The 19250-nt window shown below is 63.6% G+C and carries 18 protein-coding genes; 10 read left to right on the forward strand and 8 right to left on the reverse strand.

Annotated elements, in window-relative coordinates:
* Positions 1-3: 3 nt before the first annotated feature.
* Positions 4-1260: an MFS transporter gene (locus tag NX775_RS12150; RefSeq protein ID WP_258836245.1), complete on the forward strand. Its 1257-nt coding sequence runs from the start codon at positions 4-6 to the stop codon at positions 1258-1260.
* Positions 1261-1355: 95 nt separating this feature from the next.
* Positions 1356-1748 carry an HPF/RaiA family ribosome-associated protein gene (locus NX775_RS12155; protein WP_183549853.1) on the forward strand — a complete coding sequence of 131 codons (393 nt, stop codon included), beginning with the start codon at positions 1356-1358 and terminating at the stop codon, positions 1746-1748.
* 86 nt (positions 1749-1834) lie between these two features.
* Here the strand turns inward: NX775_RS12155 and NX775_RS12160 are convergent, their stop codons facing one another.
* Positions 1835-2647, reverse strand: a complete 813-nt coding sequence (locus NX775_RS12160) for a helical backbone metal receptor (protein WP_258836246.1) — start codon at positions 2645-2647, stop codon at positions 1835-1837.
* 126 nt (positions 2648-2773) lie between these two features.
* Between NX775_RS12160 and NX775_RS12165 the strand changes: the two genes are divergently transcribed.
* Positions 2774-3736, forward strand: a complete 963-nt coding sequence (locus NX775_RS12165; protein WP_258836751.1) for a GGDEF domain-containing protein — start codon at positions 2774-2776, stop codon at positions 3734-3736.
* A gap of 107 nt (positions 3737-3843) precedes the next feature.
* A complete protein-coding gene (sbcB, locus tag NX775_RS12170) occupies positions 3844-5292 on the forward strand; it encodes an exodeoxyribonuclease I (RefSeq protein WP_258836247.1) in 1449 nt (482 codons plus the stop codon).
* 96 nt (positions 5293-5388) lie between these two features.
* Here the strand turns inward: sbcB and pyrF are convergent, their stop codons facing one another.
* A complete protein-coding gene (gene pyrF, locus NX775_RS12175; RefSeq protein ID WP_258836248.1) occupies positions 5389-6216 on the reverse strand; it encodes an orotidine-5'-phosphate decarboxylase in 828 nt (275 codons plus the stop codon).
* Positions 6217-6365: 149 nt separating this feature from the next.
* Between pyrF and NX775_RS12180 the strand changes: the two genes are divergently transcribed.
* The 6 genes from NX775_RS12180 (at position 6366) to NX775_RS12205 (ending at position 10563) form a co-directional block, all read left to right on the forward strand.
* Positions 6366-6977: a LemA family protein gene (locus NX775_RS12180; protein WP_258836249.1), complete on the forward strand. Its 612-nt coding sequence runs from the start codon at positions 6366-6368 to the stop codon at positions 6975-6977.
* Positions 6978-6986: 9 nt separating this feature from the next.
* Complete coding sequence (locus NX775_RS12185) at positions 6987-7832, forward strand: TPM domain-containing protein (RefSeq protein WP_258836250.1); 846 nt, start codon at positions 6987-6989, stop codon at positions 7830-7832.
* A complete protein-coding gene (locus tag NX775_RS12190; protein WP_258836251.1) occupies positions 7832-8344 on the forward strand; it encodes a TPM domain-containing protein in 513 nt (170 codons plus the stop codon). Before NX775_RS12185 ends, NX775_RS12190 begins: the two co-directional genes overlap by 1 nt.
* Positions 8345-8388: 44 nt before the next feature.
* A complete protein-coding gene (locus NX775_RS12195) occupies positions 8389-9156 on the forward strand; it encodes an SDR family NAD(P)-dependent oxidoreductase (protein WP_258836252.1) in 768 nt (255 codons plus the stop codon).
* Positions 9157-9713: 557 nt separating this feature from the next.
* Complete coding sequence (locus NX775_RS12200) at positions 9714-10019, forward strand: hypothetical protein (RefSeq protein ID WP_258836253.1); 306 nt, start codon at positions 9714-9716, stop codon at positions 10017-10019.
* A 118-nt stretch (positions 10020-10137) separates the two neighbouring features.
* Positions 10138-10563 carry a VanZ family protein gene (locus NX775_RS12205; RefSeq protein ID WP_258836254.1) on the forward strand — a complete coding sequence of 142 codons (426 nt, stop codon included), beginning with the start codon at positions 10138-10140 and terminating at the stop codon, positions 10561-10563.
* A 457-nt stretch (positions 10564-11020) separates the two neighbouring features.
* On the opposite strand, the gene pepA is transcribed toward NX775_RS12205, so the two are convergent.
* The 6 genes from pepA to NX775_RS12235 form a co-directional block, all read right to left on the reverse strand.
* Entirely contained in the window at positions 11021-11809 is a 789-nt protein-coding gene (gene pepA / locus NX775_RS12210; protein WP_258836255.1) for a flocculation-associated PEP-CTERM protein PepA, read from the reverse strand.
* A 397-nt stretch (positions 11810-12206) separates the two neighbouring features.
* The gene (locus NX775_RS12215) at positions 12207-14018 is read right to left on the reverse strand and encodes a glycoside hydrolase family 2 protein (RefSeq protein WP_258836256.1); all 1812 of its coding nucleotides are present in this window, start codon (positions 14016-14018) and stop codon (positions 12207-12209) included.
* The gene (gene galK / locus NX775_RS12220) at positions 14005-15120 is read right to left on the reverse strand and encodes a galactokinase (protein ID WP_258836257.1); all 1116 of its coding nucleotides are present in this window, start codon (positions 15118-15120) and stop codon (positions 14005-14007) included. Before galK ends, NX775_RS12215 begins: the two co-directional genes overlap by 14 nt.
* Positions 15117-16220: a M24 family metallopeptidase gene (locus NX775_RS12225; RefSeq protein WP_258836258.1), complete on the reverse strand. Its 1104-nt coding sequence runs from the start codon at positions 16218-16220 to the stop codon at positions 15117-15119. Before NX775_RS12225 ends, galK begins: the two co-directional genes overlap by 4 nt.
* Positions 16217-17311 carry a galactose-1-phosphate uridylyltransferase gene (gene galT / locus NX775_RS12230; protein ID WP_258836259.1) on the reverse strand — a complete coding sequence of 365 codons (1095 nt, stop codon included), beginning with the start codon at positions 17309-17311 and terminating at the stop codon, positions 16217-16219. Before galT ends, NX775_RS12225 begins: the two co-directional genes overlap by 4 nt.
* A gap of 364 nt (positions 17312-17675) precedes the next feature.
* A complete protein-coding gene (locus NX775_RS12235; protein WP_258836260.1) occupies positions 17676-19214 on the reverse strand; it encodes a dipeptidase in 1539 nt (512 codons plus the stop codon).
* Positions 19215-19250: the final 36 nt, after the last annotated feature.

A 19250-nucleotide genomic window follows, 5' to 3' on the forward strand; every position in this document is an offset into this window, starting at 1 on the left:
CCCATGCCGCTGATCTCACCGACCGGGCGCCTGGGTGTCCTGCGCAACCGTAACCTGGCGTTCTACCTGTCGGCGCGCTTTCTCGCCACCTTCGCCGTGCAGATGCAGAGCGTGGCGATCGGCTGGCAGGTGTACCAGATCACGGGCAGCCTGTTTGACCTGGGGCTGATCGGCCTGGCGCAGTTTGCGCCGTTCCTGGTACTGATCCTGTGGGCCGGCCACGTGGCCGACCGCTACAACCGGCGCCTGATCGTGCTCATTTGCATGGCCGTGCAGCTGCTGTGCAGCGCGATGCTGATTGCGTTCACGGCCAGCGGCAGCACGACCGTGTGGCCCGTGTTCGCGATCCTGGTGCTGTTCGGCAGCGCGCGCGCCTTCATGATGCCGGCCTCGCAGGCGGTGCTCAAGAACCTGGTGCCGGACCGCGACTTCAGTCAGGCCGTGGCGCTGGGCTCCTCGACGATGCACGTGGCGATGATCCTCGGCCCGATTGTCGGCGGCCTGCTCTATGTGCTGGGGCCGCAGACGGTGCACATGACAGCCGCCTCGCTGCTCGCGCTGGCGGTGCTGCTCATGACGAACACGCGCACCATCGCGCAGGTGATCAACAAGGCGCCGGTCAGCTGGCACACGCTGCTCGAAGGCTTGCGCTTCGTGCGCTCGCGCCCGATCGTGCTGGGCGCGATCTCACTCGACCTGTTCGCGGTGCTGTTCGGTGGGGCGACTGCCCTGCTGCCGGCCTACGCACACGACATCCTGGGCGCCGGACCGTCCGGCCTGGGCTTTTTGCGCACCGCGCCGGGCATGGGCGCGGCGCTGTGTTCGGTGGCGCTGGTGATGTTCCCGATCACGCGCCGCGTCGGCGCCTGGATGTTCGGTGGCGTCGCCCTGTTTGGCCTGTGCGTGATCGTGCTGGGCCTGACCGACCACTTCGCCGTTGCCTTCGGCGCGCTGTTCCTGCTGGGCGTGGGCGACATGGTCAGCGTGTATATCCGCCATCTGCTGGTGCAGTACGAAACGCCCGACGATATCCGCGGGCGTGTGAGCGCCGTGAACTCGGTGTTCATCGGCGCCTCGAATGAGCTCGGTGAATTCGAGTCGGGCGTTACGGCCGGCTGGCTGGGATTGACGCGCGCGATTTTGCTCGGCGGCGTGGCGACGCTGGTCGTGACGGGCGTGTGGGCGATGCTGTTCCCGGTGCTGTCGCGGATGGACCGTTTTCCGCACCACGAGGCAGCGCGCGAAAAAGACGTGGTCTGATGGCGGCATGCCGGGTCGAGCACGGTTGGCGGAGCGGACGCGGTAAAAATCGCTGGGCGTGTAAGATAAAGCCATAACGATTACAGGAGCCATCCATGCAGATCAATGTCAATACCGATAACACCATCACCAAGCACCAAGGCCTGGACGAGCACGTGGATACCGTCTTGCGCGCTTCCATCGGTCGTTTCAGCGAGCAGGTTACCCGCGTCGACGTTCACCTGAGCGACGAGAACAAGGAAAAGAAAGCGGACGGCGGCAACCACTGCATGCTCGAAGCGCGCCTGGCCGGCGTGGCCCCGATCGTCGTGCACGATCACGCGAATGACCTGCACCAGGCGATCAACAACGCCAGCGGCAAACTGGCCCGCGCACTCGACAGCACCATCGGTCGCCTGCACGACAAGCATCGCCATACCGCCGTCCCGGTGGTTAGCGTTGACGGCGACATCGACCCGACTGCCGACAAGCACCTGACCGATAACTGATCGGTGCCCGCAGGACCCTGCGCCCGCCATGGGCGCAGGAGCAATACCAACGCCGCACTCAGCGTGACACACCTCGCCGGCCGCACCTAGCCGGCCGCACCTTCCAGCATCTCCCGCAACGTCTCCAGATAATTCACACCCGCCAGTGCGCGGCTGCCGTACCACGACAGCATTTCGCCATCGACCAGCAGCACGGGAATACCGATCTGTTTTTCCAGCGCGTCCACGTGCGCCTGCGTGAAGCGGTAGGGTTCGGTCGACAGCAGCACGGCGTCCAGGCCATCGACCAAGCTGTCCGACCACGTGAAGCGCGGATAGCGGTCTTCACCCAACTGCGGCACGCGCCAACCCAGTTCGGCCAGCATCGCCGCGATATAGGTATCGGCCGAGATGCTCATCCACGGATCCTGCCAGATGCAGTACAGCACCGTGCGTGATGGACCGGCGGGCCGGGCACGCAGCGCGGCCAATGCCTGTGTGAAGGCGGTGCACCAGGATTCGGCCGCCTCCTGCACGCCAAAGATGCCACCCAGCAGGCGGGCCAGCGCCAGGTTATCCTGCGGCGTTACCGGATGCGTGACGATCACGTGCGGCACGAATTGCACCAGCGCGTCGTAGGTTGGTCGCGTGTTTTCATCGAGATTGACGACGACGTGGGTCGGTGCCAATGCACGGATCTTGTCGAGATTGACGTCCTTGGTGCCGCCGACCTTGGGAATGGCGGCCACAATGTCCCTGGGATGGATGCAGAAACCCGTGCGGCCTATGAGCTGTGGTGCCAGGCCCAGGTCGCACAATAATTCGGTGATCGACGGCACGAGGGAAACGATGCGCGCGTCAGGCGCGGGCACATGTGCGTGGCCCAGCGCGTCGGTCAGGTCAGTGGTGGAAAGTGTCATACAGGTTGGTCATGGTGGTTTAAGTTTCGCCAAACGCGCAGGAGTGGCACAATCGGCTATGATCCCGCTGATGTAATAACACATGCAATCACGCATGCCAACGCGGCGTACCGCTTGAGGACTCACTTGGAACAGATCGGCACTTTCGGCACCAGCCGTACCACTATCAACGACTTGCAACTGTTTCGCGACGAAACCGACCCTGACGTCGCCGCGATGCTGGCCGACTGCGCCATCGTGCGCTTACCCAAGGGCGAACGCATCGACGACAGCGGTCAGGCGCACCTGTATATCGTGCTCTCGGGCCAGCTCGAAATCGAATCGGACGCGCACGCAGGCGACGAAACCGGCACCACCCGCGTGTTACCGGGCGAAAGCGTGGGCGATCAGGCCGTGCTGGACGATGCCGCGAACCTGGCGGCCATGACGGCGCTGGAAGACAGCGAGCTCCTGGTGATCGAATCGAGCGTCGTCTGGTCGCTGATCGACCGCTCGAGCGTGCTGGCGCGCAATCTGCTGCGCCTGCTCTCGTTCCGCATCCGCACCACCAATGCGCTGCTGCGCCGGCGCCAGAAGCTGGGCGAATTCTACCGCCAGCTGTCGCTCAACGACCCGCTCACGGGCCTGTACAACCGCGCCTGGCTCAACGACATGCTGCCGAAGCTGGCGGCGCGCGCGGCCCGTACCGGCAGCGGCCTGTCGATCGTCATGATCGACCTCGACCACTTCAAGCAATTCAACGATACCCACGGCCACATCATCGGTGACGTGGCGCTGTCGGCCGCCGCCAGCCTGATCCGCGATGCGCTGCGCCCATCCGACTTCGCCGTGCGCTTCGGCGGCGAGGAAATGCTGGCCGTGCTGCCCGACACCGGCATCGAACTGGCCACGATGGTGGCCGAGCGCCTGTGCCAGCGCCTGCGCGACACTGTCGTGTTTACCGACATGCGCGTGGAGCTGCCACACCTGACTGCGTCGTTCGGCGTGGCCAGCCTGGGCGAGAACGGTGACGAATACGCGCTGATGGCAGCGGCCGACGCCGCCCTGTACCGGGCGAAAGAAGCCGGGCGCAACCGCGTCTGCAACTAGCGCCCAATGCCGTCCCGCACGGACCGTGACACCGGGCCGTGACGGGACGGCGCATCTGTGCCACCATGTCGCCGACGCTGTGATTGCAGCCAAGACAACAACAAGACATGAGCCCGCATACCTTCCTCTGGCACGACTACGAAACCTTTGGCGCGACCCCGCGCCGCGACCGCCCGGCCCAGTTCGCGGCGATCCGCACCGACGCTGAACTCAACGAGATCGGCGAACCGATCATGCTGTACTGCCAGCCGGCCAATGATTTTCTTCCCGATCCGGAATCGTGCCTGATCACCGGCATCCTGCCGCAGCACTGCCTCGAACACGGCGTGCCCGAGCACGAGTTCGCACGCCAGATCGAGGCCGCCTTTAGCCAGCCCGACACGATCGGCGTCGGCTATAACACGATCCGATTCGACGACGAAGTCACGCGCTATCTGTTCTGGCGCAACCTGATCGATCCGTACGCGCGCGAGTGGCAGCACAACTGCGGCCGCTGGGACTTGCTCGACGTCGTGCGCATGGTGCATGCGCTGCGCCCGGACGGCATCGTGTGGCCGACCCGCGACGATGGCAAGCCGAGCTTCAAGCTGGAACACCTGAGCGCAGCCAACGGCCTGGCGCACGAGGCCGCGCACGATGCGCTGTCGGACGTGCGCGCGACCATTGCGCTGGCGCGCCTGATCCGCAGCAAGCAGCCGCGCCTGTTCGACTTTTGCCTGGAGCTGCGCCGCAAGGACCGCGTCGCCGCCGAGATCGGCCTGCACCAGGCCCCTGAAGCGCGCCAGCCGTTCCTGCACGTGTCGGGCATGTTTCCGGTCGAGCACGGCTGCCTGGCCCTCGTTTATCCACTGGCGCAGCACCCGACCAACAAGAATGAAATCCTGGTCTGGGATTGCCGCTACGATCCGTCCGAACTGTTCGCCCTGGATGCGGAGACGATCCGCACGCGCATGTTCACGCGCACCGACGACTTGCCGGAGGGCGTCACGCGCCTGCCGATCAAGAGCGTGCACCTGAACAAGTCGCCGATGCTGGTGGCCAATCTCAAAACCCTGCAGCCCGAACTGGCCACGCGCTGGGATATCGATCTCGAACAGGGCCGCGCGCACGCCGCGCTGGCCGCTGCCGGCCCCGACCTGCGCGCCATCTGGACGCAGGTGCTGCAAAAGCCGGCATCCGGCACGCCGGTCGACGTGGATGAAGATCTGTATGGCGGGTTCGTCAGCAAGGATGACCGGCGCCAGCTGGAATCGATCCGCATGCAAAAGCCCGCGGCCTTGACCGGCAAGCGCGTCAGCTTCGACGACGAGCGCCTGAACGAACTGCTGCTGCGCTACCGGGCGCGCAACTTCCCCGAGACGTTGTCGGAAGAAGAAATGCAGACCTGGGAAGCGCACCGCGCAGCGCGCCTGTTCGAAGGCGCCGGCGGGGCCAGAACCATCGATCAATTGTTCCAGGAGATCGATGCATTGTCGGAGACGGCGGATGAGCGCGCGGAGGCGATTCTTGGCGCGCTGTACGACTACGCAGAAATGATCGCGCCCGAGTTGCATTGAACAATCGAACACCATCGCGCCGGCTGGCGCGATGTTCACATCATGCGCCGGCTGGCGCGATGTTCACACCATGAGCCGGCTGGCGCGACGTTCACATCATGCCGCGTTACGCGCCGCATTGATCGCGTCGCGCGTTTCCGTCGCCACGCGCCGCGCTGCCTGCGCAAAATCTTCACCATCCTGCGGCGTCGCATACAAAATTGCACGCGATGAATTGATCATCATGCCGGCGCCGCCTGCCGTGCGGCCCGCCTTGACGGTCGCCTCGACATCGCCACCTTGCGCGCCCACGCCCGGAATCAAGAGAGGCATATCTCCCACCAGTGCCCGCACCTGCGCGATCTCTTCCGGGAACGTCGCGCCCACCACCAGCGCGCACTGGCCATTGCGGTTCCACTTGTCGGCCACCAGTTGCGCCACGTGCTGGTACAGCGGGCGGCCGCCCACGTCCAAAAATTGCAGGTCGGAGCCGCCTGCGTTCGACGTCCGGCACAACACGATCACGCCGCGATCCGGCCAGGCCATGTACGGCTCGACCGAATCGAATCCCATGTATGGATTGACGGTCACCGCATCGGCGCCATAACGGTCGAACGCTTCGCGCGCGTACTGGTGCGCGGTGGCGCCGATGTCGCCGCGTTTGGCGTCGAGCACCAGCGGGATGTGCGGATACGTCTCGCGCAGATAGGTGCAGATTTCCTCGAGCTGGTCTTCGGCGCCCAGCGCAGCGAAATAGGCAATCTGCGGCTTGAAGGCGCAGGCCAGGTCGGCGGTGGCATCGATGATCGCCTTGCAGAACTGCACGATCGCATCCGGCTGGCCGGCCAGGTGCGCCGGGAAGCGCGCCAGGTCCGGGTCGAGGCCCACACACAGCAGCGAATCGTTGCGGGTCCATGCAGCCGCCAGTTTTTGAATGAAAGTCACTTCGAGCCCCTTGTATCCGAATAATTGCAAACCCATTATTGTACCCGCCGCCACGCAGCCCCCCGCCCCTCGGGGTTGCAGGAACACCAATTGCGGCCCGTTTCAGGTATATTTTGATTATTCGACAACTTGCACGGACCTTAACTGCCATGACTACGACCTTTATCTCCCGCTGGACCCGCCTGCTCGGCAGCGCCATCCTCGCCGGCGTCCTCCTCTCGGGCTGCGGCTACAACGATTTCCAGACCAAGGATGAAGCGACCAAGGCCGCCTGGAGCGAAGTGGTCAACCAGTACCAGCGCCGCGCCGACCTGATCCCGAATCTGGTCAACACCGTCAAGGGCTATGCCTCGCACGAACGTGAAACGCTCGAAGCCGTCACGCGCGCCCGCGCGTCGGCCACCAGCTTCCAGATCACCCCGGAAGTGCTGAACAACCCGGAAGCATTCCAGAAGTTCCAGCAGGTGCAGGGTGAACTGTCGAGCGCGCTGTCGCGTCTGATGGTGGTGTCCGAAAAATACCCGGACCTGAAAGCCGACACCAGCTTCCGTGACCTGGCCTCGCAGCTCGAAGGCACCGAGAACCGCATCACGGTGGCCCGCCAGCGCTACATCGCCTCGGTCCAGGATTACAACGTGACCGTGCGCCAGTTCCCGAAGAACCTGACGGCCATGGTGTTCGGCTACGAGACCAAGCCATCGTTCACGGTCGAAAATGAAAAAGCGATCTCGACCGCACCAGCCGTCGACTTCGGCAAGTAAGGTCCGGCGATGACGGCCTTCCTGCGCTTGTTCTCCACGCTCCTGTTCGCACTGGCGACCCTGCTCGCCGGTGCGGGGACGGCCCATGCCCAGCTCAAGGAGGTGCCGAAGCTCACGACCCGCGTGACCGACCAGGCCGGCATGCTCGACGCCACCCAGCGCCAGCGCCTCGAAGCCGTGCTGGCCGACTACGAAGCCAAGACGGGTAGCCAGATCGCCGTGCTGCTCGTCAAATCGACCGAGCCCGAAGCCATCGAGGCCTATAGCATCCGCGTCACCGATGCCTGGAAACTGGGCCGCAAGGGCGTCGACGACGGTGTGCTGCTGGTCGTCGCACCCGGCAACCCGTCGGCGCTGCGCCGCCTGCGGATCGAGGCTGGCCGTGGCGTACAGGGCGTGCTGACCGACGCCCAGTCCAAGCGCATCCTGCAGGACGTGATCGCGCCGCATTTCCGGCAGCAACATTATTACGAAGGCCTGGTAGCCGGCGTGGGCGCCATCGCCACGCTGCTGAACCAGGAAGCCTTCCCGGCGCCCCCGCAGCAAGCACCGCAACGACAGGAAGCTGCGGGCGGTGGCGGGATTCCGTTGATCGCCATCTTCGCGATCCTGATCGGTGCATTCCTGCTGCGCTCGGTCTTCGGCGGCAAGCGTGGCCGTACGGTCGCTAGCAGCCGCGGCCGCTCGAACTGGGGCGGCGCGACGACTGGCTTCATCCTCGGCAACATCATCGGCAATATGAGCAACGGTGGTGGTGGCGGCTTTGGCGGCGGCGGTGGCGGTGGCTTCGGCGGCGGTGGTTTTTCTGGTGGTGGTGGTGGCTTTGACGGCGGCGGCGCCTCAGGAGACTGGTAATGGGATCGATCGCACAAAAAATGACTCGCGCGTGGCGCCACGCCACCAGCAGCGCGGCCGAAGCGCGGCGCGCGTTTCCTGAAACAACGCTGACGGCCATTGCCGAGGCCATCGATGCCGGCGAGCGCACCCACCGCGGTGAGGTGCGCCTGATCGTCGAGAAGGCCCTGCCCTTCGACGCCGCTTGGGACGGCATCACCAACCGCCAGCGCGCGCTCGCCTTGTTCGCCGACTATGGCGTGTGGGACACCGAAGACAACTGCGGCGTGCTCATCTACGTGAACCTGGCCGAGCACAGGGTCGATATCGTGGCCGACCGGGGCATCGACCGCAAGATCGACGCCGCCACCTGGCAGGCGGTGTGCCGCACAATGACGGCAGGCTTCAAGGGCGGGCACTTCCATGACGCCACGCTGGCGGCAGTGGCACAGGTCAACGACCTGCTGCGCCAGCACTTCCCGGCCAACGGCGAGCGGGCCAACGAGTTGCCCGACCGGCCCATCATGCTCTAGCAGCAGTAGAATGGCGGCTTTTGCCACAGCGTCGAAAGCCCGCCATGAAACTACATCAGAAAATCGCCATCGTCACCGGGGCCAGTCAGGGCATTGGCCTGGCCTGCGCCGAGCGCCTCGTGCGCGAAGGCGCGCGCGTCATGCTCGTCGATATCCGGCCCGAAGTCGAGCTAGCCGCTGCCAGCCTGGGCGAAGCAGCCCGCGCCTACCGCGCCGATGTCGGCATCAAGGTCGAGGTCGATGCGATGATCGCGGCCACGCTGGCCGCATTCGGCCGCATCGATATCCTGATCAACAATGCCGGCGTGACCCACGCTGCCGAGTTCCTCGACCTGCACGAGGACGATTTCGACCGTGTGCTGCGCATCAACCTGAAATCGATGTTTCTGTGCAGCCAGGCAGCGGCGCGCGACATGGTGGCGCGCGGCGAAGGCGGCTGCATCATCAATATGTCGAGTGTGAACGCCGAGCTGACGATCCCGAACCAGGTGCCATACGTGATCTCGAAAGGCGGCGTCAACCAGCTCACACGCGTGGCGGCCATCGCCCTGGCCCAGTACGACATTCGCGTGAACGCCATCGGCCCCGGCACGATCCTGACCGAGCTGGCGAAAAAAGCGGTGCTGGGTAGCCCGGAAGCGCGTCACACGATCCTGTCGCGCACCCCACTGGGCCGCTGCGGCGAACCGGAAGAAGTCGCGTCGATCGCCGCATTCCTGGCCAGCGACGATGCGTCATACATGACCGGCCAGACCCTGTACGCCGACGGGGGCCGGATGGCGCTGAACTACACCGTGCCAGTGCGTGATTGATATGTGGCCGGCCACGGTGGAGAGATATTGACAGATCACATGTCTGGTATCCGAAAACGCAATTGGACGCCGGGTCAGCACATCCCTATAGTTACACCTGTCTCCACTATTCTCCTCCAAGAAAATAGTTTCAAGCCCGCACAGCGGGCTTTTTTTTTGCCTGAACGGTTTGCGCGGCCCACGTTATTTCGGTCGTATTGTCATAAACTCAATGGCCTTCACTATGCCTGCGGAACCTTGACGACGGTCACGGACCCGTCACAATCCCTGCCTATACTCGAATGCACCTGACACACACGTAACCGATATGCGTGGTGCCAGCAGGTGTGGAGCGCCCCGTGCGCTGCACACCAACCCGGTTTCCGCACTCTTGACCCGATCTCGGGTGATGCCCGCCCAGAGCGGGTATTTTTTTCGGCATTGTCGCAACTTGGGCCAGAAAAAATTGTCTATGTGCTTGAAGCCGTCTTCAATAGGGCTATCATGAAGCTGCGACGTCCCGCCTTGTCCAAGGGGTGGAGACCGCGTACAACGAAACGACCACGGGAGATTGTCCGATGAGTTTACGTGTACCAGAAACATCGCTTTCGCCAGACAGTTGCCGTCGCCATCAAAATCCAGGCGACCTCGTTCTCAGCGAACTCAATCCGCGCGCTGTAGTCGACGATATCGATCGCGACAGCGTCCCCCTCAATCTTCTCACGTTCGGCAGCGTCCGCGAAGTGTGTCCCAAGTGCCGGCAAGCGCACCTGAAACTTGTATTGCGCCAGGCGAGCGTGCGCGTAGCCCATCTGTTCTGCGCCGACTGCGCGAGCTGTTTCGACGCCCATTACGCCGACGGCGCGCCGGCACTGACCATTTGACGCACGTCGCGGTTGGCGGTCGGCGCACGGGCCGGCGGCAACGGGCACACAAGGTGCGCCCGGCATGGTAACGTTGACGTTTGCCCCGTCACCGTTACTGTACTGTCACCACGTCCCCATGCCTGCCCTGTCTCCCTTGTTGTACGCCGAACCACGCCACCGCCGTGCCATGCACGCTGCGGCACTGCTCATTTTTGCCGGCATCGTGATCGCCGGCTCGGTCCCCGGCGCGCGCGCCGACGTGGGTGAATACGCCTCGGGCATCGTGTTGCACAGTCTGGCCTATGCAACTCTCGCGACGCTGTGGTTCCTTGGCAGTACCGGGAGCGCATTGCAACGTGCGCTCAAGGCAGTATTGGCCATTGCGTTGATGGGCGCTTTCGACGAGAGCGTGCAGCACTTCCTGCCGTACCGTTCGGGCACGGTGCGCGACTGGCTGGTCGATGTCAGCGCCGCGACCGTCGCCGCCACTGCACTGGGTGTACTGCTTGCGCGCGTTCCGATGCCGCAGGCGCCAGGCCGCAACCCCATACCGCCGCGCTGACAGCGTTGTAACTTTCCGAAATAGATGCGCCGTTTTGGAAATCACTGGAACGACGGGCGTGAAGTAGCCAAGTCCGTCGTTCCTTGCTGAATTACACTGGTCGGGATGAAATTCCGCTTTCGACCCAGCCTATGCAAAAACGCGAATTTGACATCGACCTTGCAACACCCGACCGTTCAAAACACTCGCCATGGCATTTTCTTGAGGTCAGGAATGACAAAGGGATGTCTGAAACCAATTATCCGGTAAGTCGATCGCCCAGGCGTGCATCGCGTCGTAGTCGCGGGCAGCCAGGCGATCAACTGCGGGCGTATGCTGCCGCCTGTGCAAATTATTCACGCTGCACAAGAATGCGCGTGCTGACGACCAGACAATACGAGGCGTAAAAAAAACCACTGCCTGATGACAGTGGTTTTATCGCTTCGCAACCTGGGCCTGAATGACAAGCCCCGAAGACTCAAGCAGATTGCTTGTTACGGCGGCGTGCTGCGTACAGACCAAGCATACCCAGACCCAGCAGGGCTACCGATGCTGGTTCTGGCACATCCGTTGGTTCGCCGCTAAACACGACGTCGAGGGAACCGTTGATCGTCTGCGTGCCGGCTGGCGTAAAGTTATTCAGATGGCCGGACTGGAAGGACAGCGAATAGAACGGGTTAGGCAGGATGAAGAAAGATTTGCCAGCATCGGTCAGCATAAACGAGTTCGATGCACCGAAATCGCCGCAGTTGATGCCTCTTCCTCCAGGATTGCTCGGGCTCTGGCAGGTGCTGAGCATCGGGTCGAGCGTGCCTTGGCCAGAAATTGGATTGCCACTGCCCAGCAAGGTTTCCCCACCAGCCGCGCCGAGGGTGCTGTCCAGGAACAGGCTCAGGTTACCGCTGCCAGGGGAAAAATTGAAAGTGGTAATCGAGCCGTTCATCGAGTAGGTGCCACCTGCTGCGTAGGTAGCGAACAGGCCATAAGTAGCGCCCAGGCCAGTCTGGTAAGACTGGTAAGCAGTATTGCCTTTATTACCCACGAACTGACCAGCGGTCCAGACCAGTGAGACGCTGAACGTGCCGTCAGGATTGAACGTTGCTTGCTCGGTGTAGTTACCGGTAATCTTGTCAGCAACGAAATTTGCATACGTCCCGTTAATCGGAGCAACAGTGAACTCGTTAAATGGTGCAGCCGCAGCAGCACCGCTCAACATAGAAGCAGTGGCGATCGATGCGGCGATAATTGATTTTGAGAAAGCGTTCATTGCATTGTTTCCTGATTTATGGGGTGGCGTAGCGTTTGCCCAAATGAAGCAAGCTCTATGCCAAGTTAAATTTATTTTTTAAAATCAGATAGTTAGTAAAAATATCTTCATCCAGAATGTGACCACTGTAAAGAAAATCGACATTGGGAAGCTTCATGACACTGCAGCTTGGCACTGCTTCCCGTCGCGTCGCATCCAATTCAGACAGTCACCAGGGTTGCTGCGGCCTGCAGCAGTGGCAGCATCGATATGACCGATCGCCTGCCCCGGCCTGACAAAGCCATCGGCACGGCTGTAAAAAAGGCCACATGCGCTGACGCGACATGTGGCCTTGTGCTTACCGCATTACCTGAATATCCCGGTGGACAGGCCATACCGGCCTGCCCTGCCTGCGACATTACGGCGTGCCAGGATCCTTTCCCTCTTCCAGCGCACGCTGGAACAGCGGAATATTGCGCGTGGCGGCGCTGATCACATCCAGCGGCAGTTTCGGTGAGCGATCGGCATTCAGCAAGCCATTGGCCTCCTGGAACGTGTCCGTGAACTGCGTGTAGCAGAAACCACTGAACATGAACGTCTCGTTCACTACCTGCAGCAGGCGCCGATACTGCTTCAGATAGCTTTCAGCCGTGTGCGCGCGGCTGTAGCCCCACGTGGTTTCGTCGGGATTGGGCGTCTGCTTCGGATCGTAGGCGATGCCGCCGAATTCCGTCAGCACGATCGGCTGGCCGCGATGCGGGAAGCCATCGAGCGTCAGGATACGGCCACCGGGGCGGCGCTGATCGAACAGCGTGCGCACCGGGTCGGTGACGGCGTAGCGCGCCAGCACCTTCTCGGGATCGCTGTCGTAGTCGTGAATGCCCAGGATATCGGTGGCCGACGCTTCCCAGCCATCGTTGCCGATCACGGGACGGGTCGAGTCGAGCGTGCGCGTCAGGTGGTACAGGGCCTCGACGGCATTGCGATGCGCTTGCGTGAGCGTCAGGTTCGGCACGCCCCACGACTCGTTGAAAGCCACCCAGACGATGATGCACGGGTGGCTGTAGTCGCGCTCGATCGCCTCGGTCCATTCCTTGACCATGCGCGTGATGGCGCGCGGGCTGAAGCGGTAGGCCGATGGCATTTCCTCCCACACCATCAGGCCCAGCTTGTCGGCCCAGTACAAAAAGCGCGGGTCCTCGATCTTCTGGTGCTTGCGCACGCCGTTGAAGCCCATCAGCTTGGCCAGCTCGACGTCGCGCTTCAGGTGGCCGTCGGACGGGGCCGTCATGAACGATTCCGGCCAGTAGCCCTGGTCCAGCACCAGGCGCAGCTGGTACGGGCGACCATTAAGCATGAAGCGGTCGCGGTTGATCGACACCGAGCGTAGCGCCGTGTACGAGCGGATGCGGTCCAGCACGACGTCGCCTGCGCGCAGGGTCACTTCGGCATCGAGCAGAGTCGGGCGTTCCGGGCTCCACAGGATCTCATTGCGCGAATCGTCGATGCCCGGATCGGACAGCGCGATCTTGCGGTTCGCTTCGCCGCCCAGCAGCTTGTAGTAATCGTCGGCCAGGAGCTGGTCGCCGTGCCAGATCTTGACTTCGACAAACAGCTCTTCCTGGATATCGCCGGTGGCGAATACTTCGCAGCCGATTTCATAGGTCTCGAACACGGGCGTCCAGCGCAGCTTCTGGATATACGTTGGCGAGACTTGCTCCAGCCAGACCGTCTGCCAGATGCCGGTGGTGCGCGGGTACCAGATCGAGTGCGCCTCGAGCAGCCAGTCCTGCTTGCCGCGCGGTTTGGCCAGGTCGGCCGGATCATCTTCGACCCAGACCGTGACGACCTGCTTGCCACCCGCGTTCAGGGTGCCGGAAATATCGGCCGAGAATGGCGTGTGACCGCCTTCGTGCTCGACGACCAGCTGGCCATTGACCCACACGCGTGCACTGTAGTCGACCGCGCCGAAGTGCAGGATCGTGCGCCCATCCATGGGCATCACCTCGAATTCGCGCTGGTACCACACAAAGCGGTGAAAGCCCGTGTCTTCGATGCCGCTCATCGCGGTTTCCGGCGCAAACGGCACGGTGATCTCGTGCGTCCATTCCTTCACGTCCGACGGCAGCGTGTAGTGCCCTTCGTCGTCAAAGCAGAACTGCCACGTGCCGTTCAGGTTCTGCCACTGGTCGCGCACCAGTTGCGGACGCGGATATTCAAACTGATTCATTCTTGTCCTTTCTGTCAGTTGGCACCGGAATCAGGATGCGTCCCTGGACGTCATTGCCTGGTCCATGATGGTCGTGATACGCCGCCAGCGCGGTGGCGGCTGCTTCTTGCGCCTGCCCCGTGCGGCACAGGGCGACGCAGGCGCCGCCGAAGCCGGCGCCGGTCAGGCGCGCGCCCAGTACGCCGGGCGCGGCGCGCAGCGCCTCGCACAAGACGTCGAGCGCGCGGATCGAGACTTCGTAATCGTCACGCAGGCTCGCATGCGATGCGTTCATCAGTTCGCCGAAGCGTTCGGCGTCGACACCCTTGGCGGCCTCGAGCACGCGCAGATTTTCGTGCACCACGTGGCGGGCCCGTTCGCGCAGCGGCGACGGCAGCGTCTCGACCGATGCAGGGTCGACCACATCGCGCAGCGCCGTCACGCCCAGGATGCGCGAGGCTTCTTCGCATTCGGCGCGGCGTTCGTTGTACTTGCTGGCGGCCAGCGTGCGCGCCACGCCCGAATCGATCACGATCAGTTCAGTGTCCGGCGGCAGTGCCGACAGATGATGTTCGAGCGTGCGCGCGTCGATGAACAGCATATTGGTTTCATCGGCCAGGCTCGAGGCCATCTGGTCCATGATCCCGCAGTTCACGTGCGCGTATTCGATTTCGGCGCGCTGGGCGATGCGCGCCAGCTTAACGTCGTCGAGCTCGAACCCCAGCAGCGCGCGCATGGCGCGCAGCGTGGCCACTTCGAGCGCGGCCGACGACGACAGGCCCGAACCGACCGGCAGATCGGTCTCGACATACACGCGCAGCGGCGGCACCTCGATACCCTCGGCCTGCACGAGGCGGATGCAGCCCTCGATATAGCTGCCGAAGCCCTGCGGCGCGCTGCTGTCCTTCGCGAACGTCACCGTCGCGTCGAAGTTGGGCGAGTAAAAATGGAAATGGTCGTCGCCGCTGCGGCTCATAGCCACCAGCGTGCGCTGGGGCGTGGCCACCGGCAGCATGAAGCCGTCGTTGTAGTCGGTGTGCTCGCCCAGCAGGTTCACGCGCCCCGGGGCCGAGGCATTCACCTCGGGGGCGCCGCCAAAGAAGGTATCGGTCGTGATGGTCATGCGTCCACCTCCAGCCAGAGCGGCCGCTGACGGCCTTGGATATCCACCGACGGCCAGGCCGGGTCGAAGGTCAGGTTTTCGAGTCCGTCGGGGCCGAGCAAAAATGTATCTTCGATCTTCATACCGTTATAACTTGGATTGAACGCAAATGCCATGCCCTGTTCGAGCTGCGTGGCCGTGCTGGGGGTGGCCACGATCTCGCGCGCCAGGTAGCCGGTGATGCCGCCCTGGTGGTGTTCGCGGATCGCATCCTCGACGTCGGCGTGGTGATAGGCCTGGGCCAGTGCGTGGTACACCGACGACAGCGATTTGCCCGGCGCCACGGCCGCCAGGCCGGTGGCCTCGACTGCCATCAGCGCGCGCTGGGCAATTGGCGCCGAACCTGTACCGCCAAAGCTCACGAAGCGCGTCAGGTTGGCGTACAAACCATGGCGGCGCGCGCAGAACACGAGCATGGCGCGCTCGCCGATCGGCTCGTGCGACGGCGTGGCGTGGCGAAACAGCGGCAAGCGCCGCGCACCGGCCACCAGCACCAGGGCCGGATGAATGCCGCGGCGCCACAGCGCGTCGGCGCCCGCGCCGGCCAGCTGCTGCTCGGTCCAGTCGGGCCGGGCGCGGTGCAATACTTCGGTCATTGCTTCGGCGGCTTCGCGTCCCAGCAGGCGGTAGCGCGCCTGCTCGGCGTCGCCCAGCACCAGCTTGCGCTGACGGAGCGGCAGCGGCAACGGCAGTTCGTCGGCCTGTGGGCGGTCCGACAGCACCGGCCGGCCCTCGGCTGCAGCCAGCACGAAATGCTCGCGCAGCTCGGGTTCGGCCCATGGTTCGATATGAAAGCTGAATCCGGCCGGCACTTCTTCGAGGCGCAGGCGCTCGCCTTCGATCTGGTCGGTCAGCACGCAGGCGTCGCCCGCCGTGACCAGCACTTCGGCAATGCCCGTGTCGGTGGTGTGCAGTACGGCGCTCGAGCCGCCCGCCGTGATCCACGCGAACCAGTCGGTGCCGCGCAGGCGCACGGCGCCGGCGCCGCTAGTGGCAAGGGTGGCGCGCAGCAGCGCGAGTTTATCGGCGACCTCCTGGGCGCGCATATCGATGTCCGTCATGCGCCCTCCTCCAGGTCGATCTCGACCTGCTGCAATTCATACGCGGTAGTTTCGGGCAGCACGTCCATCGCGAACATGCCGGCGGCCAGCTCGGTGCCGGCCAGGTATTTCAGGCGGTCGCGCGTGCGGTATGGCGGATAGAACTGGGCGTGCAACTGCGTCTCGGGATGCTCGGCGCCGTCGGTCGGCGCCTGGTACCACGCCATCAGGTACGGGAACGGGCGGTTCCACAGCGTCTCGTACTTGAGCAGCACGGTCTTGAGCGCGCGCGCCAGCGAATCGCGCTGCGGCGGCGTGAGCGCTGCGAAATCCTTGCATGGCGCGGTCGGCATCACCCAGACCTCGTACGGATAACGCGCGCAGGCTGGCACGAAGGCAATCGCGAAATCGTCTTGATACAGCACGCGCTTGCCATCGGCCGCTTCGTCGCGCGCCATGTCGCACAGCATGCTCGCGCCGTGCTGCTGATAGTACTCGCGCTCTTGCGCGAGCATGCGCGCCGGGACCGACGGCACGAACGGGTACGAGTAGATCTGGCCGTGCGGATGGTGCAGCGTCACGCCCACTTCGGCGCCGCGGTTCTCGAACGGCAGCACGTACTGGATGTGCGGGAGGCTGCCCACGCGCGTGGTGCGATCACCCCACACCTGCAGCAAGAGCGCGATGCGCGACAGCGGCAAGTGGGCCAGCGCCGTGTTCGGATCCTGCGTGAACACGACCACTTCGCACTGGCCATTGGCCGGGGCGGTCTGCACCGTCACCGACGGCGGATCGTGCGATTCGAGCGCCAGCGACGGAAAGCGGTTGTCGAACACGGCGATCTCGTAGTCGCCAGCCGGCATCTCGGTGGGATTGGCAGGGTCGATCGTCGGCGCCAGCGGGTTGTATTGGGGCGGCGGCTGATACGTGCGGTTCTGGCGGAACGCAGCATAGGTCACCCACTCGCCGCGCAGCGGATGCCAGCGCAGGTGCGGGTTGGCGAGCTGGGGCTCCGGAAACGGGCTGGGTGCGACGAGGCCATCGGGGATGGGCCGGTTGCTGTAAAGGGTAAGGTTGCGTCCGTCCGGTTTTCTGAGTTCTTTACTGTGCATGGCAATCAATAAGGTTCGGTCACATCCGGCGCGAACGCGCACGCCAACATCGACGCATTGGCGCGCTCGCGGCTGCAGGAGCTTGGCTCCAAGCCGATCCTATCATGCTGTATTTGCCACATTTTCTGCCAAGAACTTGGTACTTTTCCAGGCGACAATACTGTGGCTGTATCAAGACGATACCGCCCTTGGCATACAACGATGATTCACAAGGGAGAGCACCCTTGGGAGCACTCAATGGCAGAGATATTGTAGTCCGGCGCCTACGCAAAAATTAGAAGTTTTTACACTACCTGGCAAGAAGCAGCCCTACAGGTCAGCCGTGTCAAGTTCCAGCGTTTCTGCAGGACTAAAGGGCACTTGCTCAGCGCGCCAGATCGACCAGCACCGACGTGTACATCTGCAGGTTCAGCAGCAGCTGCCTGGTCGTGATGAACTCGTGCTCCGAATGCCCGGAATATTTCTGGCCCGGCATCGACGGCCCGAAGCTGACAGCATTCGGGAACAGGCGCGAGTTGGTCCCGCCGCCGATGGCGACCGGCTTCGCATCCTTCATGCCGGTGAAATAGGCAAAGGTCGCCAGCAGCGTCGGCACCTGCGGTGCGTCGTTCAACACCCACGGGTCGCGTACGCCGACCTTGATGTTGGTGAGCGGGACCTGGCGCGCCTGCCACTGGCTCAGTGCGGCGTTGATTTCATCGGTCAGTTGCGTGCCCGTCTTGCCTTGCGGGCGGCGCACATTGATCGCCACTTCGATGCCGTCGTCCAGCTGGCGAATCACGGTCGGCTTGAACGTCAGCGGGCCCATGAACTTGTCGCGGTAGGCGATGTTGCCGGCGCCGCTGCCAAACTTCTCGCCGTAGTAGCCCGTCCCCACCATCTCGTTGAGGTAGTTGACGACGCCGCCGGCGGTCGTATTGGCCCACGGCCGCACGGCCAGTGCATCGGCCAGCATGCTCACCGCGTTCACGCCTTCCTGCGGCTTGGACGAGTGGGCCGACAACCCCTTGGCGCGCACTGCCAGATCCTTGCCCTGCCACGTGTAGGTGTAGGTCATGCCCTCGTGCTGCGCGCCGCGCGCGCGGATCTGCCCCTCGATCTGCGGCGTCGCGTTGGCCACCAGCGCTTCGGCGTCTTCCGGAATCTGCGTGTTGAACGAGCCGCCCCCGAACGCGGCGATGTAGGCGTCGCCCTCCACGGGCGCCTGTGCGCCGGCCTTCGGCACCGTCACGGCCACGAGGCCGCCGCCCTTCTCCGCCGTCACCACCGGATACTCGGCGTCGAGCGTGATGCTCATCTGCGGCGGCATGTGCGTCTTGAGGAATTCGGTCAGCGGGCCCCAGTCGGATTCCTCACCCATGTACACGTACAGCTCGATGCGCTTGGTGAGCGGAATCTGGCGGTCGCGGATCGTCTTCATCGCATACAGCGCGGTGGCGATCGGGCCCTTGTCATCCTCGGCGCCGCGCGCGATCAGCTTGCCCGGCTCGCTCGTGCGGTCCAGCACGAACGGCGACTTCTTCCACTTGGTCGGGTCCACTGGCTGCACATCGCCATGCGTGACGATGCCGACGCGCTCTGTTCCCTTGCCCAAACCGATGACGACCGTCCAGCCGTAATCGGTGTAGTCGAGGCCCATGCGCTCGGCTTCTGCCTTGAGCGTGGCCTTGAACGCGGCATGCACCGGGTTCTGGTCCGACGGGTAGCGCGGATCGGCCACCGTGTTGAAGCTCACCAGCTTGGCCAGCGTGTCGACGACGTCGTTGCGGTAGGTGGCCACCGCGTACTTGGCAGCGCTGACGGCGGCCTCGCTGGGCGCCGCAGCCGAGGATGCAGCAGGTGCGGCCGCCAGGAAAGTGGATGAGGCCAGCAACAGGCTGGCAATGCAGGTGTTCTTGTACATACGGGGCCGATCTCCAAGGGTTGCAGACACGCAAAC

Source organism: Massilia aurea (assembly GCF_024753205.1).
Lineage (GTDB): Bacteria > Pseudomonadota > Gammaproteobacteria > Burkholderiales > Burkholderiaceae_D > Telluria > Telluria aurea.

What these genes read in the sequence shown, in the direction of transcription:
- NX775_RS12150 (WP_258836245.1), top strand. Translation starts at nt 4, where the DNA reads ATGCCGCTGATCTCACCGACCGGGCGCCTGGGTGTCCTGCGCAACCGT.
- NX775_RS12155 (WP_183549853.1), top strand. Translation starts at nt 1,356, where the DNA reads ATGCAGATCAATGTCAATACCGATAACACCATCACCAAGCACCAAGGC.
- NX775_RS12160 (WP_258836246.1), bottom strand. Translation starts at nt 2,647, where the DNA reads ATGACACTTTCCACCACTGACCTGACCGACGCGCTGGGCCACGCACAT.
- sbcB (WP_258836247.1), top strand. Translation starts at nt 3,844, where the DNA reads ATGAGCCCGCATACCTTCCTCTGGCACGACTACGAAACCTTTGGCGCG.
- NX775_RS12180 (WP_258836249.1), top strand. Translation starts at nt 6,366, where the DNA reads ATGACTACGACCTTTATCTCCCGCTGGACCCGCCTGCTCGGCAGCGCC.
- NX775_RS12185 (WP_258836250.1), top strand. Translation starts at nt 6,987, where the DNA reads ATGACGGCCTTCCTGCGCTTGTTCTCCACGCTCCTGTTCGCACTGGCG.
- NX775_RS12190 (WP_258836251.1), top strand. Translation starts at nt 7,832, where the DNA reads ATGGGATCGATCGCACAAAAAATGACTCGCGCGTGGCGCCACGCCACC.
- NX775_RS12195 (WP_258836252.1), top strand. Translation starts at nt 8,389, where the DNA reads ATGAAACTACATCAGAAAATCGCCATCGTCACCGGGGCCAGTCAGGGC.
- NX775_RS12200 (WP_258836253.1), top strand. Translation starts at nt 9,714, where the DNA reads ATGAGTTTACGTGTACCAGAAACATCGCTTTCGCCAGACAGTTGCCGT.
- NX775_RS12205 (WP_258836254.1), top strand. Translation starts at nt 10,138, where the DNA reads ATGCCTGCCCTGTCTCCCTTGTTGTACGCCGAACCACGCCACCGCCGT.
- pepA (WP_258836255.1), bottom strand. Translation starts at nt 11,809, where the DNA reads ATGAACGCTTTCTCAAAATCAATTATCGCCGCATCGATCGCCACTGCT.
- NX775_RS12215 (WP_258836256.1), bottom strand. Translation starts at nt 14,018, where the DNA reads ATGAATCAGTTTGAATATCCGCGTCCGCAACTGGTGCGCGACCAGTGG.
- galK (WP_258836257.1), bottom strand. Translation starts at nt 15,120, where the DNA reads ATGACCATCACGACCGATACCTTCTTTGGCGGCGCCCCCGAGGTGAAT.
- NX775_RS12225 (WP_258836258.1), bottom strand. Translation starts at nt 16,220, where the DNA reads ATGACGGACATCGATATGCGCGCCCAGGAGGTCGCCGATAAACTCGCG.
- galT (WP_258836259.1), bottom strand. Translation starts at nt 17,311, where the DNA reads ATGCACAGTAAAGAACTCAGAAAACCGGACGGACGCAACCTTACCCTT.
- NX775_RS12235 (WP_258836260.1), bottom strand. Translation starts at nt 19,214, where the DNA reads ATGTACAAGAACACCTGCATTGCCAGCCTGTTGCTGGCCTCATCCACT.